We start from the raw sequence: 16,209 nt of genomic DNA, 5'->3' as shown, positions 1-16,209 counted from the left end.
TGCGAATTCAGCACATCCCGAGCCGGGAAGAGTCAGGGGCAGCAGTTGGGGCCGACGACCGACTCCGCGTGGGGCAACGCGTGATCGCCATGGTGCTGCTCACGGCCCGGCCGAGTCCACTCTCTTGATGAACGCCCGCCCGCCCTGGACGCACTGGCCGTGCCGCGGGGCACCGGTTGAACGCCCTGCGCCGGCGCACCGAAAACGGCACTCCCACCTTGCACGTCGCCGAAGTGCGGCCGGCCCAGATGCGGCCGAGGCCCACCGCCTGCTCGAGCGGGGGCGGCCTTCGTGGCCGGTTGGTTCTGGACTCCTTCTGACTGCAGCGGTTCGACCCGTGGCGCGGGTCGGTGGATGCTCTGACCGCCAGGCGAACCCAGTACGTCGGGCAACCGGCTCCAACCCTGCAACCGGTCGTCGTGGGCGTCAGTGGTGGCGCGCTCGCGGCGACCGCGCCGGCGTTTCACGAAAGATGTCGAGTGCCCGGCTGCTCGGGTCATTGTTCTGCGTCGCGGACCAACAGCGCGATCTGTACCCGATTAGCGACGCCCAGCTTGGTGAACAGATTGCCGGTGTGCGCCTTGACGGTGGCGACGGTGACCTGTAACCGCGCGGCTATCTCCGGGTTGCCCAGCCCGTCCGCGATGGCTCGCGCGGTGTCGAGTTCGCGTTCGGATAGGGCAGCCAGTCGTTTCCGCGCGGCGTCGCGGGAGGCGCTGCGGGCCTCGGTGGAACCCGGCCCGGTGGCCGCGGCGATCACCCGCGCCGTGACCGTGGGGGACAGCACGGGGTCGCCGGCCGCGACGGCGCGCACCGCGTCGGCGATCCGGGCGGGCGGGGTGTCCTTGAGAACGAAGCCGAGTGCACCGGCGCGTAGGGCACCGAGTACCAGCTCGTCGGAGTCGAAGGTGGTCAGCATGAGTACCGCCGGCGCGGACGGTACGGCGCGGAGGTACCGGGTGGTGTCGACGCCGTCGCGGCCGGGCATCCGCACATCCATCAGCACGACGTCCGGTCGCTGTTCGTCCACCACCTCGATCGCGGTGTCCCCGTCGGCGGCCTCCGCGACGACGGTCAGATCCGGCTCGCCGTCGATGACGAGTCGTAACGCCATCCGCACCAGCTGGTCGTCGTCGACGATGACAACGCGCACCGTCTCCTGTTCACTGTGCACTCATGCTCTTTTCTCGTGGTCGTGCTCCGGCCAGGGAAGTTGCGCGGTGAGAACGTAACCGTTGTCGGATGTGCGATGATGGTCGAGTGTTCCGCCGGCGAGGGTGATCCGTTCGGCGAGGCCGAGGAGCCCGAAGCCCGAGGCCGGTGGCCGGGCGACGGTGGTGGCGGCCGCCGAATTGCGGACGCTGACGTGTAGTTCGCCGCCGGGCGTCCCGTCTACGGTGATGTGGACCGCTGCGGCCGGAGCATGTTTCGCGGCGTTGGTCAGCCCTTCCTGAATTATCCGATAGCCGGTCCGTCCTACAGTCTCGGGTGGGGTGGCGGTCACCGTGGTGGCGAGCGTGACGTCCAGGCCCGACGACCGGGCGTCGGCCACCAGCTCCGAGATCCGGTCCAGGTCGGGTTGCGGTGGTTCGGGGCGGTCGGGGTCCGCGCGAAGGACGCCGAGGACGTCGCGGAGTTCTTCCAGCGCTTGGCGGGAACCGTCGGCGATCCCGCGGGTCAGCGTGCGCTTGTCCTCGGCCGAGAGGTCGTCACGGTGATCCAGGACGCCGGCTTGCATGGCGACCAGTGAGATCCGGTGCGCGAGCACATCGTGCATTTCGCGGGCGATCCGGTTGCGTTCCGTGGCCTGTGCCTGCGCCGCCCGGGCGGCCTGTTCGCGTTCCGCGCTGTCGGCGCGGTCCCGCAGCGATCGCACTTCGACGCGACGGGCGTCGATCGCCACACCGGTTGCCACCGCGATCCCCGCGGTCGTTACCGGCAGCGCGAGTTGCAGCCAGATCGGGGCGGGCAGCGTGCCGATCGGGTAGAGGTCTTCGGTGAACTGCGCCGCGGTCACATACGCCACGACGACCACGCCGATCTCGACCGGACGGCGGCGAGTGGACAGCGAACACAGTGCCAGCAGCGCGGCACCGGTGGCGAGCGCCGAGACGGCCGAGGCGATCACGACCGCCAGGGCGACGGTGAACGGGAACCGCCGCCGCCACAGCAGCACCGTCAGGCAGCCGAGTGCGATCAGCGGATCACCGGTGACGAACCAGGAACACGTATCGGCCGCGCAGCCCGCCGGCAGCGCCGTGGCGACGGAGAACCAGAAGGCCATGCCGAGTACCGCGGCCGCCGTCAGCCGCCAGGTCTGCTGCCATGCCCCGAGTCGTGCGGGGCCGTCGGTGTCCACCCGGCCATTATCGCGACACCGACCGGCCGGAAGCAGCAGCCCGGCGGCTGAGGTGTGCTCGACCCGGGGCGAATCGGCGCCTCGACTTTCGTCGAACACGATTGCCGCCGCCAGAGCGATGTGCGGGCGGGGCGGACTCGACAGACTCGTTCATGTACCAGCCGGACACGAGCCCCAGCGGACGGTTTGCTCGTGGTAGGCGCCATTTCGTCGGGGAGTAGCAGCGTATGAATCGACAACGGACCCGGAGCCTGAGCCTGCTGGCCGTGCTCGGTCTCACCGGAGCGCTGGTCGGGGCGCCCATCGTGGCCGCGGAGCCGGCCGAAGGCCCCGCAGCGCAGGTGCAGTGGGGCGCATGTCCGGAGGGGGTCGAAGATCCCGCGGCCGGGCCGGCCCAGTTGCAATGCGCCACCGTGCCGGCGCCCTTGAATTACAGCGAGCCCGAGGGCGCGCAGATCGAGATCATGATCTCCCGGCTGGCGAGTAGGAACCCGGACAAGCGTCGCGGAGTGTTGTTGCTCAACCCCGGTGGTCCGGGTGGTGCGGGGTTGGACCAGCCCAAGTTCCTGGCTGCTCAGGGGCTGCCCGCCGATGTGCTGGACAGCTATGACGTGATCGGTATGGATACGCGCGGGGTAGGGCATTCGGCACCGGTGAGCTGCGGGTTCACCGATGATCAGGCGTACTTCGGCAATATCCCGCCGTATGCGGTGACCGATGCGGCGGTCACCGAGCGGGCCACGGTCGCCCAAGGGGTCGCCGAGCAGTGCGCGGCCAACGACCACGAGGGCCGGTTGCGGTACGTGTCGACGGCGAATATGGCCCGTGACCTCGACCGGATCCGGGCGGCGCTGGGTGAGGACAAGGCCAGCTTCCTCGGTTACTCCTACGGTACCGCGCTCGGCGCCGCCTACGCCTCGATGTTCCCGCAGCAGGCCGACCGCATCGTGCTCGACAGCAATATCGGCGACACCCACCTCGACCATGATGGGATGCGCCGGTACGGCCTCGGAATGGAAGAGACGTTTCCCGACTTCGCTGAATGGGCCGCCGCCCGCCACGACACCTACGGTCTGGGCCGCACACCGGAAGAGGTGCGGCGGACGTACTTCACCCTCGCCGAGCGACTCGACGCGAACCCGGTGGACGGGATGGACGGCAGCCTCTTCCGGTTCGGCACCTTCTTCACGCTCTATCGCCCGGCGTTGTACGCGCCGGCGGCCGAGAGTTGGAAATCGCTGCTCGAAACCGGACGTCCCGGGCCCGCGGGCGGCCGCCCACCGGGTACCGGCGCGCCTTCGCCGAACGATAACGCCTGGTCGGTCTTTCTGGCCGTGACCTGCAACGATGTCGAATGGCCGGAGGACATCCGGACCTACCACCGTGCCGTCGCCGAGGACCGGGAACGGTACCCGCTCTACGGCGCGGCCGCCGCGAACGTCATGCCCTGCGCCTACTGGAAGCTCGGGCCGTCCGAGCCGCCGGCGCGGATCGACAACACCGGCCCGGCCGATGTGCTGATCGTGCAGAACCAGCGCGACCCGGTCACCCCGCTACGCGGCGGCGAGCTGCTCGACGAGAAGTTCGGTCAGCGGTCCCGGTTGGTCACTGTCGACGGAAGTGGGCACGGGGTCTATGTTCTCGGCACCAACCCCTGCGCGTCCGACGTCGTCACCAGCTACCTGGTGGACGGCACTATGCCCGAACACGACATGACCTGTCGGGCGGGCTAGTCCGTTACCTCGCGACCATCCACATCGCAGCGATCAACCAATGGATCCGCCACGGTTGATACAAGCCCTGGACAAGTAAGGCCGAAGGTCGCCGGGCTCATACCGCGTTCGCTCGGTCAGCGGTCGGGCGTGGGATATTTGCGGGCATGCGTCGCGCTGGCGCGGGTGATGAGCCGGCTGGTCTACGAACTCGACTCGCCTGCTGCGGTGCGCTTCATCGTCGGCGCGAACGAAACCAACGCCACGTTCCGGTTTCATCGAATCCGCAGCGGCGAATGCTGGAACCGCCCCAACCTGGACGAATATCGACAAGACAAAATGATCGTCGTCGATGTCGAACCACTCGACGCCGCCTGAAGCGCGCGCAAGCGAACCGAGTCGGTGATCGTAGGCGATCACTGACCGGGTGACCGGTGTGCCGATAGGGCCGAGCCACCCGCCGGCTCGGCCGGCGCTGGTTATCTCGAATCGGCAGGAAGTCGTCTCGATCTTGTGACGTATCACTGAAACCGACTCCCGGTCACGTAACCTGAGCGCCTGGCCCCGGTACGACAAGAGACGATTCGGGGGACGGATCCCTACATCTTCTCGGGTGCCAGATGTATCGACCTCGCACCCAGGGGCGTGTGCCATGAGATGTCCGCGTGCCGTCACTATCGCATTGTTCGTCATCGTGCCGTTGCTCACCGGGCAGGCCGCCGCCCAGCCACCGCCCGCACCACCCGGCCTCCCGTTCGCCGGACTGCCGACACTTCCACCACCCGGGGACGCGAGCGGCGCGATCCTGCCGGGTATTCAGCAGTGGATCGACCAGGTGATTCCGCCACCGCCGATCGCATCGGCGCCCCAGCCGGTGCCGATGGAGGAGACGAACGAGGCCCCGGGGCCGGCGGCGCTGCGGCAGGCGGTTCTGCCCGCGCCGGTCGGCGACCCGATCTTCGATCTGTGGCCGTCGAACCTCGCCGACTTCGCCCCGGGCGCGGTGATCGAGGTCCGCGATATCACCGCCTCGGCCGCGCCGCTTGTCGTTGTGCCGATCCGGCAAGCACTGTTGTTCAAGTACCGGACTACCGACGCGCACGATCGTCCTTCCTACGCCACGGCCACGCTGGTGATTCCAGCGACCGCCTCACCGGTGCCCGGAGCGCGGCCGGTGGTGGTCAACAACCTCCCGATCGACGCACTCGGCCGCCACTGCACACCCAGTTACACGCTGGCGCACGGTCTATCGTCCGACAGCGCGCTCACAGACTTCGTGCCGCCCACCACTCACCTGGCCGCGCTGCGGGGCTACGCCGTGCTCATCCCGGACCATGAGGGCCCGCTGATGGCTTACGCCGAACCTTACGTCGCGGGCCACGCGGTGCTGGATGCGGTGCGTGCGGTACGTGGCTGGCGAGCAGACGAGTTCGGTGAGAGCAGGTTCGCGATCACCGGATACTCCGGCGGCGCGATCGCCACGCACGGTGCGGTGAAACTGATCGAGAGTTACGCGCCCGAGCTCGCGCCGTCACTGGCCGGTGCGGCTCTCGGCGGCGTGCCGGCCGACTACGAGATCCTGGCTCGCAGCATGAACGGCAACCTGGCCTCGGCCGTGTTCATGGCGGCCGTCTTCGGTATCGCGCGCGAGCGGCCGGAGATCCTGGCCCGGATGAACCATCTCGCCCAGTGGGTGGCCACATCGCCGATGAAAGACCAGTGCGTAAGCATTTTCGCGCTGCCCGGCGTACTGCTGCTGCCGATCGATATCGCCGCGAATATCGCCGACCCACTGCGATCGACGCTGGCACACGATATCTACGAGGTGACCCGGATGGCCGGGCTCGCGTCGGCGACGCCGCTCTATATATACAACGGTGAACAGGAGTTCTGGATCCCGGCCGAGGGCGCACGCAACCTTTTCCGGGAGCAGTGCTCCCTCGGCGTCACGGCGGTCTACCGCAGTGTGTTCGGCGAACACGTCATCGCGGCGGGACTCGGCTATCCCGAGGCCATGGTCTGGCTGGACGAGCGCCTGCGCGGCATCCCAGCGGAGAGCGAATGCTGAGTGCCCGTCTCGCAGAAGCGTGCTAATCGACGAGAACTGGACGGCTCCGCATTCGCGGCATCGCCGAGGTGCAACCCTTAGCCGCTCAGCATTCGCTCGGTGCGGGTTCGCCGCGCAAGCGCGCGTCTATCCAGCCGCCGAGTTCGGGATAGCCGCTGACATAGCCGATCAGATGCTCACCACCCACGATGCGGAAAACGGCGGCAACACCGCGGCTGCACTGTTGCCGATACATCTGCTGGGCATCGTCGAGCGGGATCCACGGATCGTGCAGGCCGTGGTAGATGTACAGCGGTACGGCCGAGGTCCGGCCGGTCAGGTCCAACTGCTCGAACATCTTCGCGGCGAACGGACTGTCGAGCGCGTTCGCGGTATTCGCCGCGACATCGATCGGAATACCGACCACGCCGAGAGGCCCGGAGGCATCGCCGCAGATATCACGCAGCGGCGAGGTCGCCACCCATTGGCCGAGATGATTCATGTGCCGCAGGATCTCGGGGTGTTCGCGCGCGACCGCCAGCGCGACCGTCAACAGGATCCCGGAAGAGATGTTGCCGTTGAACTGGTGGGCCACGTTCGAATTGTCGGTGACCAGACCGCCCGCTGCCGCGCCGATCAGAACTCCCGCCAGCTCGGGCGCGTACTCATCGAGCAGCATAGCCGCCGCGTAGGCGGCGATCGCACCACCGGAATAGCCGATGGCCACATATCGGCCGGCACCGAATTCATCCGGCGCGTGGGCGCGGACGGCGCGGATGGCATCGAGCATCACATGTGCGGCGACATTGGGTTCGGCGTACGCCATCAGCGGACCCTCGTGGTCCGGCATGAGGACCGCGTGGCCCTTGCTCAGCGCCCACCAGACCGATGGCAGGAACACCGGCAGATCGGTGTTGGGCCGATCCAAGAGGCCGTGCGACAACTGATATCCGGGGGTGCAGTGCGACCCGAGTGAATTGATCGGCATCGCGTTCACCTCCACCGGCCGGGTACCGGGTCCGGTCCACGCAGTCGCCGGGACGATCAGTGTCGCGGTCCCGAAGGACGGCGAGCCCGAGGCGGAGGTGGACCGGAACTTCAGTAACGTCGCCCGCGAGATGGGCGTCGCCATTCTCGCGGCGGTTGTCGTGGTGACGTCACGCGTTTCGATGATCTGGCCCGGTGCCTGAGTCGCGAGGTCGGCGGGCCAGGCGTCGAAGAAGGGATCGTCGGTCGCCGACGGCAGTACTCCACGCCACAGCGACAGTCCGGCCTCATCACCCGCGAACTGCGGCGGAGCGGGGATCGTGCCGTCGATCCATTGCTGCAGTGGCGAGGGATCGGCGACCGCCGGTGGTACCGAGCCCTCGGGTGGCTCCGCGTGCGCGCGGGGCGGTGGCCCGCCCACCGACACACAACCGACAAGAACAGTCACGACGATTGCCAGAAGCGGCTTCACGAACCTCACCCTCGCTGCAAAAAATTTCTATCAGTATCGACAGTCGCCCACCTCGATCCGCCACGATCGATGATATTGACGGCCGCTCACACAAGATCGTCTTTTCGACTGTGGCCTCCGCCATAGCGAGGGATCGCCGCGACATCGGCCACCCTGACGGTGCCTCTCCCGAAATCCCAAGGGACCGAACGTTTCCTGTGCCTTCGTGGCGTATTCACACGGCATCGCGAGCCCGCGGGGAGAAGTACGATCCCGACTCGACGGGCCGCGAAAAATCTGCCGGAACAATTACTGTTACCTCAACCGACCAGCGTGCATCCCAACGAATTTCGCCGAGACCGACGGCGGACACGCGGCGGCCTTCTGTGTGCCTTCGAAGGCATCGGCCCGAAGGCACATTCACTGATCTCGAGAGGTAGCTCTATGAAGTGGGTCCGTGCGCGAGCAGGTCTCGTGCGGGCGCTGACCGGTGTGATCACGGCATCTTGCCTGATCCTTGTGGGACAGCCCTCGGCAACCGCCGAGGAGGTGCCGCAACCCCCGGCACCCTCCGGCCTACAGCGCGGTATCGACGATGCCCTCCCCTCCCCATCACTCCCTGCCGCACCCGCACCGCCCATCGGCGATCTACCGCCGCACCTGGCCGCACTGTGGCACGCGGTGCAGTCCCCGCCGACGGGTGACCCGATCTTCGACACGTGGCCGGCCGCGATGGACCGGATGACTGCCGGTGAGTTGATCGAACAGCGTGATATCACTGCGATCGCCGCGCCGCGGATCTCCGCGCCGGTCGGCCGTGCCGTGTTGATGAAGTACCGGTCGACGGCCGCGGCGGGGGCGCCCTCCTTCGGCACGGCCACCCTGGTGGTTCCGGCGGCGGCGTGGACAGGTCCCGGCAGCCGGCCGGTCCTGGTGGACAACAAGCCGATCAACTCCCTCGGCCTTCGGTGTACACCCGGCTACGCGATGGCGCACGGGGAGGACGGCACCAGCAGCAGTGCCGTAGACGCGTTGACACCGACGACCGCGTCCGCGGTTAACCGTGGGTACGCGGTGCTGATTCCCGATCACGAAGGCCCGTTCATGGCCTACGCGGAACCGAACGTCGCCGCACACGTCATCCTCGACGGTATTCGTGCCGTGCGCTCGATGCCCGGATCCGAGTTCGGTGCCAGCCGTTTCGCGCTGACCGGATACTCCGGGGGTGCGATCGCCTCCTATGCGGCGGCCATGCTGCTCGGCGAGTACGCGCCGGAACTGACCGATGTGGTGGTGGGCGCATCGATGGGTGGACTCGTCACCGACAACAGAATTGTCGCGAACGGTTTCGACGGCAAGTTCGCCTCCGGAGTGCTGCTGGCGGTCGTGCTCGCCTACGCCCGCGAGCACCCCGAAATCCTCGACAACATGAACCATCTGGCCCAGTGGGTGGCGACGTCGCCGCTCAACAACGTATGCGGCGAGGCACTCGGCCCGCTCGGTGTGGTCGGGATACCGCTCGAGATCGCCGCGAATATTCCGCACCCGCTCGACAGCGCCATAGCCGACGACATCTTCGCGCGCACGGATCTGAGCGACCGGACATCTGCGGTGCCGCTGTACATCTACCACGCCGCCCACGATCTCTGGATTCCGCTCGAGGGGGCACAGCAGCTGTATCGCACCCAGTGCGCTCGCGGCGTCTCCGCGGTCTTCCGCAGCGAGCCGGGTGAACACGTGACCGGTCTGACCACCGGATTCCCCGGCGCCTTCGACTGGCTCGACGCACGGCTACAAGGAGTCTCCGCGCCGAACGAGTGCTCCTAGAGTCTCTCGAACCACAGCGACACTCGCGCCCGCAGGCAGCTGGTCACGGCCACGTCGCGGGCGCGAGGGTCGGGCCCGGCGCCCCTCCTCGTCCGGGTTCACCAGGTGTAGAAGCCTCGACCTGTCTTTCGTCCGAGGTGACCGTCGGCAACTCTTTCCCGCAAGATCGCCGGCGGCTCGAAGCGGGGGCCGAGCTCCCGGGCGAGGTGATCGGCGATGGCGAGTCGGACATCGAGGCCGACGATGTCGGTCGTGCGCAACGGTCCTACCGGGTGCCGGTATCCCAGTGTCATCGCCGCGTCGATGTCCGCGGCGGAGGCGACGCCGTCCTCGAGCATCCGCATCGCTTCGAGAGCGATCGCGACACCGAGCCGCGAGGATGCGAAACCGGGCGAGTCGGCGACGGTGATCGCGGTCTTGCCGAGCGCGTCCACCCACCGATGTGCGTCGGTGACGATTGCGGCGCCGGTTTTGCTGCCGACTACTATCTCGACCAATCCGCTGGCGGGCACCGGATTGAAGAAATGCAATCCGAGGAAAGTGGCCGGGCGCGCCAATCGCGCCGCCAGCCGATCGACCGACAGTGAACTGGTGTTGGTGGCGACAACGGCGTCGGGCGCGGCCTGCTCGATCCGGCCCAGCACGGTCGCCTTCAAATCGGCGATCTCCGGTACCGCCTCCACCACGAGACCACTGGCCCTCAGGGCCGAGACATCGGTGGTGACGGTCAGTCGTGCGGATACCTTCTCGAGCGCCTCGACGAGAGAGCCGCGCGCCGCGGCCCTGCTCAGGCTCGATTCCACCCGGTCGCGAGCGGCAGCTACCGCTTCCGGGCCCGCTTCGATGATGATCACTTCGGCACCGGCGAGCAGGAAGGCGTGCGCGATACCCGCACCCATCCGGCCGCCGCCGTAGACCCCGACAGTGGTTGGCAGTGTCATTGTTTCTCCGATCCGGGCGCGACATTCTCGAGTACGACGGCAAGAGCCTGGCCGACGCCGATACAGATGGCGGCGACTCCCCAACGCTGTCCCGCCGCGGTCATTCGCCTGGCCAGGGTGCCGAGTAATCGAGCACCGGAAGCGCCCAGTGGATGGCCGATCGCGATGGCGCCGCCCCAGGTGTTGACGATGCCGGGGTCGATCTTCCAGGCATCGACACAGGCCAGTGCCTGTACCGCGAACGCTTCGTTGAGTTCCACCGCCGCCACATCCGGCCAGCCGATCCCGGCCCGGGCGAGCGCGGCCTCCGCCGCTGCGACGGGCGCGATCCCGAAATCACGGGGATCGAGAGCACAGGCCCCCCGCCCCGCTATACGCGCGAGCGGTGGTGTCCCGATTCGTCCGGCCACTGCCGCGGAACCGAGCAGCAGCGCCGAAGCTCCGTCGCTCAACGGGCTGGCATTGCCCGCGGTGATCGTCCCGTCCCGCCGGAAGGACGGCCGCAAACCGCCCAAGCGGCCCGTATCGGAGTCCGGCCGGACCCCTTCGTCTCGGTCGAGGTCTGTATCCGGTACCGGAACCACCAGCTCGTCGTACCATCCTGCTTCCCATGCGGCGTGTGCCAGTGTGTGCGAACGCACCGCGAACTCGTCCTGCCTGTCCCGGGAGATGTGGAACCGGTCGGCGAGCTGCTCGTTGCACTCCCCGAGCGATACGGTCCATTCGGTCGGCATCCGAGCATTGACCAGACGCCAGCCGAGCGTCGTCGAAACCGCAGTGATATCTCCTGGGGGATGGGCTCGATCTGGTTTGGGCAGCACCCATGGTGCCCGGGTCATCGACTCGACTCCGCCGGCCAGCACGATGTCCACGTCACCGGTTTCGATGATCCGGGAGGCGATCATCGCCGCGTCCAGGGACGAGCCGCAGAGCCGGTTCACCGTCGTCGCGGGTACCGAGACCGGCAGGCCGGCGAGCAGGACGGCCATCCGGCCGATATTGCGATTGTCCTCCCCCGCACCGTTCGCGTTGCCCCACACGACATCCTCGATCTCGCCGGGGTCGAGGGCCGGAGCCTTTCCCAGCACGCCCGTCACGGCGACGGCCGCGAGGTCATCGGGACGTACGGTGGCCAGCGCGCCGCCGAACCGTCCGAACGGAGTGCGCGCGGCAGCGTACACATAGGCCTCAGTCATTGTTCCTCCGAATCACGGGGTTCCTCCGAATCACGGGCAACGTCTTTCGCGTCGTATCGAGGCCAGGGCGAACTGTCGGGCAGCGATTCCAGCGCTGGGTACGGCAGAGTCCCACCCACCTGCCGCAGGGACGGGTCCACAGGGCTCGCCAGCGTGGCGAAGGACATGTCCGATACGCCGGGCGGGGACACCCGCTCCGGCGCTGCGGTGTCGACGAGCCCGGATCGGACCGCCTCGTCCCAGGTGGCGACCACCACCGTGCAGACGTCCTCGTCGCCGAGCAGTTGCCGCCAGTATCCGACCGGCTGCTGCGCGAAGATTTCGCCCAGCGCGGCGGTGACTTCCTCCTCTCGGCCCGCGTCCTCGTGGAATTTCTCGTCCAGGCCGACGAGTTCGACGAGCCGGTCCCAGAACTTCTGTTCCAGTGCGGCACATGCCACATGGCGCCCGTCGGCGGTGGGATAGATGTGGTATCGCGGGCTGCCGCCGGTCAACTGTTCCGCGCCGGGCCGGGGCCAGGTACCGCCGGCCTGGTGCGTCGCGATATACCCGTAGGCCAGCACCTGCAGGTTGTGCGCCATCGACACCTGGAGGTGGCACCCCGCGCCGGTGCGTTCGGCCTGCCGCAGTGCCAGCAGGATATTCACCACGGCGGGGTAGGTACCGGCCGAGATATCGGCGAGCACGGATACCGGCAGGGCCGGCCGGCCGACGGAGTCGGTGACCACACCCAGCAGCCCGGACTCCGCGAGATAGTTCAGATCGTGACCGGCCCGAGGGGCGAGCGGACCGGTCGCGCCGTAGCCGGTGATCGAGCAGTAGACCACACGCGGGTTGCTCGCCGCGATCGCCTCGTAACCGAGGCCGAGCCGGTCGGCGACGCCCGGGCGGAACTGCTCAACGACCACATCGGCCTCGGCGGCGAGCCCGAGCACCCGATCCCGCTGGACCGGATCCTTGAAGTCCACACCGTAGGCGCGTTTGCCCCGGTTCAGGACGGCGTAGTTGGCACTGGCCGCACCGAACTTCGGTTCGTAGGTCCGCATCTCGTCACCGCTACCGGGCCGCTCGAGTTTGACGACATCGGCACCCGCGTCCGCGAGCATCAGCGTGGCCAGCGGGCCCGGCAACAGCGTCGACAGGTCGAGCACCTTCACGCCCGCGAGCGGAAGTCCGGCGCCGGTCATGCGACCATCTCCCGTAACTTGAACTTCTGGATCTTTCCGCTCGGCGTCATCGGCAATTCGGCGAGGATCACCAGACGCTCCGGCAGGTAGTGCTTGGAAAGTCCCTGTTCCAGAAGATATTTCGCGAGGGTCTCGACGGTGAGCGCGGGTGCGCCCTCCTCGAGGACCACCACTGCGCAGACCCGCTCACCGAGTCGTTCGTCGGGGACACCGATCACAGCGGTGTTGAGGATGTCGGGATGGTCGAAGATCACCGATTCCACATCGGTGACCGGAATGTTCTCGCCGCCGCGGATGATGATGTCCTTGGTACGCCCGTGCAGCGACAGCCAGCCGTGTTCGTCGACGCTCGCCCGGTCTCCCGTCCGGAACCACAGGCCCGGCAGAAAAGCGTCCTGCGTGGCGTCCGGCCGATCGAAGTAGCCGAAGACCACACCGGGGCCACGCATCAGCAGATCGCCGACCGTACCCGCGGGCACCTCGTTGCCGCCGAAGTCGACTACTTTGACCTGCGACCCGGCGAAGATCGAACCATCGGTCCGCTGGATGGCCTCCGACTCCGCGGGCGTGGCGGAACTCATGATGCTGCACTCGGTCAGCCCCCAGGCCGGACAGATGTAGGCACCGAGCGCCGCACCCGCCTGGGCCGGCAGGTTCCTCGGCACCGAAGACCCCGCGATCACCAGACATCTCAGCGGGCAATCCGGGTCCCCGACGAGATCCGTGCGCATCATGTCCTGCAGGAAGGTGGGCGCCCCGAAGAACGAGGTGATCCCCTCATCTCTGATCACCTCGGCTCCCCAGGCCGGATCCCAGCGGTCCACGTGCACCGCGGTCCCGCACAACAGCACCGTCATGACGATGCCCCATTCGAAGCCGGTGTGGTGACCGGCGGGTGAGGCGACGAGCTGGACCATCGGATCGCCCCACAGAGAGGTCCCCACGTGTTCGGCCTGCCGGCGCGCCGCGTAGATCAAGGTGTCGTGGCTGTGCATGGCCCCCTTCGGCTCGCCTGTAGTGCCGGAGGTGAATCCGAGGTAGCAGAGCCTGCCGGGTTCGGGGTCGGGGAATGTCCGGTCCGGCAGTCCGGCGTGAGCGGACCACAGTGATTCTCCGGCCCGCAGGCCGGTGCCGTCCTCGTCGAAAATGAGCACGTGTTCCAGAGTGGGGATCTCGGCACGGAGCTTCCGGGACAGGTCCAGGTGTTCGTTGTTACGCCAGCGCCGCGGGATCACGAGAACCTTGGCCTTGCTGCGTCGCAGGATGGCGGCGGCCTGATTCTCCCCGTAAGCGACAGGGATACCGGCGTAGATCGCGCCGGTCTCGTTTATCCCGAACGCCATTTCGGCGTACTCGACCCAGTTCGGCAGCATGAGCACGACGGCATCACCGACGCCCACACCGAGCGAGGCGAACACTGCGGCGGCACGGTGGGCGTTGCGGTCGAACTCGCGGTAGGTCCGGGTCTCGCGGCGACCGTCGCTGCGACGTCCGACCAGCGCGATCCGATCCGGGTGCCGCTCGGCCGCCTCGGTGAGCAGCGAACGGACGGAACGGTTCTCCCACCAGCCCGCCGTCCGCCATTGCGCGGCCGTGGCGTCGTCGACCGGGGTGTACTGACCGTCGAGAGCCTCACTCAGCGGTTTGAAGGTGGATCCACTCACGACGCGTCCTTCCTGATTGCCGTGGGAGTGGGCGCGAGCCCGGTCATCGCCCGGGCGACCGCGGTGGACGCCCCACCCGGGTCCGTCGCGGCTCGCAGCGACATCGCGTCGCGCAATCGTCGCTCCGCGCCGTATTCGGTCAGGTATCCGTATCCCCCGTGTACCTGCAGGGCGCTCGCCGCGATATCGATCGCGGCCTCGCAGGCTTCGCGCAACGCCCCCAGTACCGCGATCTCGTCCTCGGCGCCGAAGGCGGCCGCGGTGCTCACCGCCGCCCGCGCTGCCTGGCCCAGCAGTGCCTGCCGCACGGTGGGCAGGGCGGTCAGAGCGGCGCCGAATTGCTCGCGGCCTGCGGCGTACTCCGCAGCGGCGTCGGCCGCCGCGCCCGCGATCCCCGCCGCCACGGCGGCCGCACCCAGGCGCAGCCGGCGCCGGGCCGCCGCGATGTCCACACCGTCGAGGTCGTGGTACTGACCGGGACGGGCGTCGACTTCCAGAGAGCGGGTCGTCGCCCCACCGAAACCGGTGCGCCGCAGTGGTTTCGGAGTCAGCGTCGCCGGCGCCAGCAGAACCGCGTGACCCGCGTCGCCGAGCAGCATCAGATGCGGCTGCTCGGCCGCGACATCCACCCGGGCCACGGTTCCGTTCAGAGCGCCGCCTTCCCAGGTGAGCCGTACCTGCGCCGCCGCCGCGTCGACAACCGCGACTGCGGCCGTACCGGCGTGCAGCCCTGTGACCAGTTCGGCGAATCGTTCGTCGGCGCCGAGCACATCGACGGCGGTATGGGCCTGCACAGCGGCCCAGCCCAGCGCCGGCCAGGCGCGGCCGAGTCTTTCGAAAACGAGCGCAGTGGTCACCCGGTCGGCGCCGCCACCACCGGTCTCCTCGGCGGTGCCCAGTGTCCAGACGCCGAGCGCGGCGAGTGCGGTCACCAGTCCGGCGACCTGCTCCGGATCGTCGGTGAGCACCGGGTCGTGCGCGGCAGCGAAAGCGTCGAGCATATCCCGCAGATCACGCTGATCCCGGTCGAGCGCGGGCCCCCGCCAGATGTCCGATGGGGTCACGACCAGAAACTCTCGGTGTCGGGGCTGCGCCGCTCACCGAAGGAGGCGCTCATCTCGTGGGCCTCTTTCGTCTGCATGTACAGCGAGAGCTGCTGGTCGTGCGCCATCCGCGCCTGGCCCGAGACACCGTTGTGGCGGGCCGAGAACGCACCCTTCATACCGGCCAGGGCCAGCGGGCTGCGGGTGGCGATCTCCGCGGCCACCTCGGCGGCGCGCGCCGCCAGCTCGGCGGGCGGAACCACCTCGTTGACCAGTCCCATGTCCAGCGCCTGGCCGGCGGTGTACTTGCGGTTGAGAAACCACATCTCCTTGGCGCGTTTGCGGCCGATGGTGTCCTCCAGGTACCAGCTGCCGTACCCGGCGTCGAAACTGCCGACCATCGGGCCGACCTGTCGGAACACCGCCGTCTCCGCGGCGATGCTCAGATCGCAGACGGTGTGCAGCACATTGCCGCCGCCGACCGCGAAACCGTTGACCGCGGCCACGATCGGCTTCGAGACGGTGTCGATCGCCTGGTACACATCGATGATCGGCAACACCTGGGACTGGTCCAGCGAGGTGACCGGGTCGTGTTCACCGCCGATACAGAAGAACTTGTCCCCGGCGCCGGTCAGTACGGCGGCACGCAGCTGCGGGTCCAACCGGAACTTCTGCAGCGCGTCGAAGAGCTCGAGGCAGGTCTGGTGCCGGAACTTGTTCCCGGCCTCGGGCCGGTCGATGGTGATGGTGAGAACCGGCCCGGCGATGCTGGTGCGGATATCGTCGTAGGTCATC

At 68.0% G+C, this 16,209-nt stretch carries 13 protein-coding genes; 4 read left to right on the top strand and 9 right to left on the bottom strand.

Features of this window, described 5'->3' with window-relative positions; translation table 11 throughout:
- Positions 1–496: 496 nt before the first annotated feature.
- Both OG405_RS08830 and OG405_RS08825 read right to left on the bottom strand, forming a co-directional pair.
- On the bottom strand, positions 497–1,174 hold the full coding sequence (locus OG405_RS08830) for a response regulator transcription factor (RefSeq protein WP_327151132.1): 678 nt from the start codon (positions 1,172–1,174) through the stop codon (positions 497–499).
- Positions 1,175–2,359 carry a sensor histidine kinase gene (locus OG405_RS08825; RefSeq protein WP_327151131.1) on the bottom strand — a complete coding sequence of 395 codons (1,185 nt, stop codon included), beginning with the start codon at positions 2,357–2,359 and terminating at the stop codon, positions 1,175–1,177.
- A gap of 227 nt (positions 2,360–2,586) precedes the next feature.
- On the opposite strand from OG405_RS08825, the gene OG405_RS08820 reads away from it, so the two are divergent.
- The 3 genes from OG405_RS08820 (at position 2,587) to OG405_RS08810 (ending at position 6,139) form a co-directional block, all read left to right on the top strand.
- Complete coding sequence (locus OG405_RS08820; protein WP_327151130.1) at positions 2,587–4,092, top strand: alpha/beta hydrolase; 1,506 nt, start codon at positions 2,587–2,589, stop codon at positions 4,090–4,092.
- Positions 4,093–4,260: 168 nt separating this feature from the next.
- Positions 4,261–4,449: a hypothetical protein gene (locus OG405_RS08815; RefSeq protein ID WP_327151129.1), complete on the top strand. Its 189-nt coding sequence runs from the start codon at positions 4,261–4,263 to the stop codon at positions 4,447–4,449.
- 274 nt (positions 4,450–4,723) lie between these two features.
- Positions 4,724–6,139 (top strand): lipase family protein, encoded by a 1,416-nt coding sequence (locus tag OG405_RS08810; protein WP_327151128.1) that lies wholly within the window; start codon positions 4,724–4,726, stop codon positions 6,137–6,139.
- A gap of 85 nt (positions 6,140–6,224) precedes the next feature.
- Here OG405_RS08810 and OG405_RS08805 read toward each other — a convergent pair whose 3' ends face one another.
- Positions 6,225–7,577, bottom strand: coding sequence for a lipase family protein (locus OG405_RS08805; protein ID WP_327151127.1), 1,353 nt, complete (start codon positions 7,575–7,577; stop codon positions 6,225–6,227).
- A 423-nt stretch (positions 7,578–8,000) separates the two neighbouring features.
- On the opposite strand from OG405_RS08805, the gene OG405_RS08800 reads away from it, so the two are divergent.
- A complete protein-coding gene (locus OG405_RS08800; protein ID WP_327151126.1) occupies positions 8,001–9,383 on the top strand; it encodes a lipase family protein in 1,383 nt (460 codons plus the stop codon).
- 98 nt (positions 9,384–9,481) lie between these two features.
- Here OG405_RS08800 and OG405_RS08795 read toward each other — a convergent pair whose 3' ends face one another.
- From OG405_RS08795 to OG405_RS08770, 6 genes are read right to left on the bottom strand one after another with little or no spacing between them, the layout of a single operon-like run.
- A complete protein-coding gene (locus tag OG405_RS08795; RefSeq protein ID WP_327151125.1) occupies positions 9,482–10,324 on the bottom strand; it encodes a 3-hydroxyacyl-CoA dehydrogenase family protein in 843 nt (280 codons plus the stop codon).
- Positions 10,321–11,520, bottom strand: a complete 1,200-nt coding sequence (locus OG405_RS08790) for a thiolase family protein (protein ID WP_327151124.1) — start codon at positions 11,518–11,520, stop codon at positions 10,321–10,323. Before OG405_RS08790 ends, OG405_RS08795 begins: the two co-directional genes overlap by 4 nt.
- Positions 11,517–12,707 carry a CaiB/BaiF CoA transferase family protein gene (locus OG405_RS08785; RefSeq protein WP_327151123.1) on the bottom strand — a complete coding sequence of 397 codons (1,191 nt, stop codon included), beginning with the start codon at positions 12,705–12,707 and terminating at the stop codon, positions 11,517–11,519. The genes OG405_RS08790 and OG405_RS08785 overlap by 4 nt, the downstream gene beginning before the upstream one ends.
- On the bottom strand, positions 12,704–14,371 hold the full coding sequence (locus tag OG405_RS08780) for an AMP-binding protein (RefSeq protein WP_327151122.1): 1,668 nt from the start codon (positions 14,369–14,371) through the stop codon (positions 12,704–12,706). The genes OG405_RS08785 and OG405_RS08780 overlap by 4 nt, the downstream gene beginning before the upstream one ends.
- Positions 14,368–15,435 (bottom strand): acyl-CoA dehydrogenase family protein, encoded by a 1,068-nt coding sequence (locus OG405_RS08775; RefSeq protein WP_327151121.1) that lies wholly within the window; start codon positions 15,433–15,435, stop codon positions 14,368–14,370. The genes OG405_RS08780 and OG405_RS08775 overlap by 4 nt, the downstream gene beginning before the upstream one ends.
- A complete protein-coding gene (locus OG405_RS08770; RefSeq protein WP_327151120.1) occupies positions 15,432–16,208 on the bottom strand; it encodes an enoyl-CoA hydratase-related protein in 777 nt (258 codons plus the stop codon). Before OG405_RS08770 ends, OG405_RS08775 begins: the two co-directional genes overlap by 4 nt.
- Position 16,209 lies beyond the last annotated feature (1 nt).

Source organism: Nocardia sp. NBC_01329 (genome assembly GCF_035956715.1).
Taxonomy (GTDB): Bacteria; Actinomycetota; Actinomycetes; order Mycobacteriales; family Mycobacteriaceae; genus Nocardia.
Note: the sequence above shows the minus strand (reverse complement) of the source record. Positions and strands in the feature narration are given on the sequence as shown.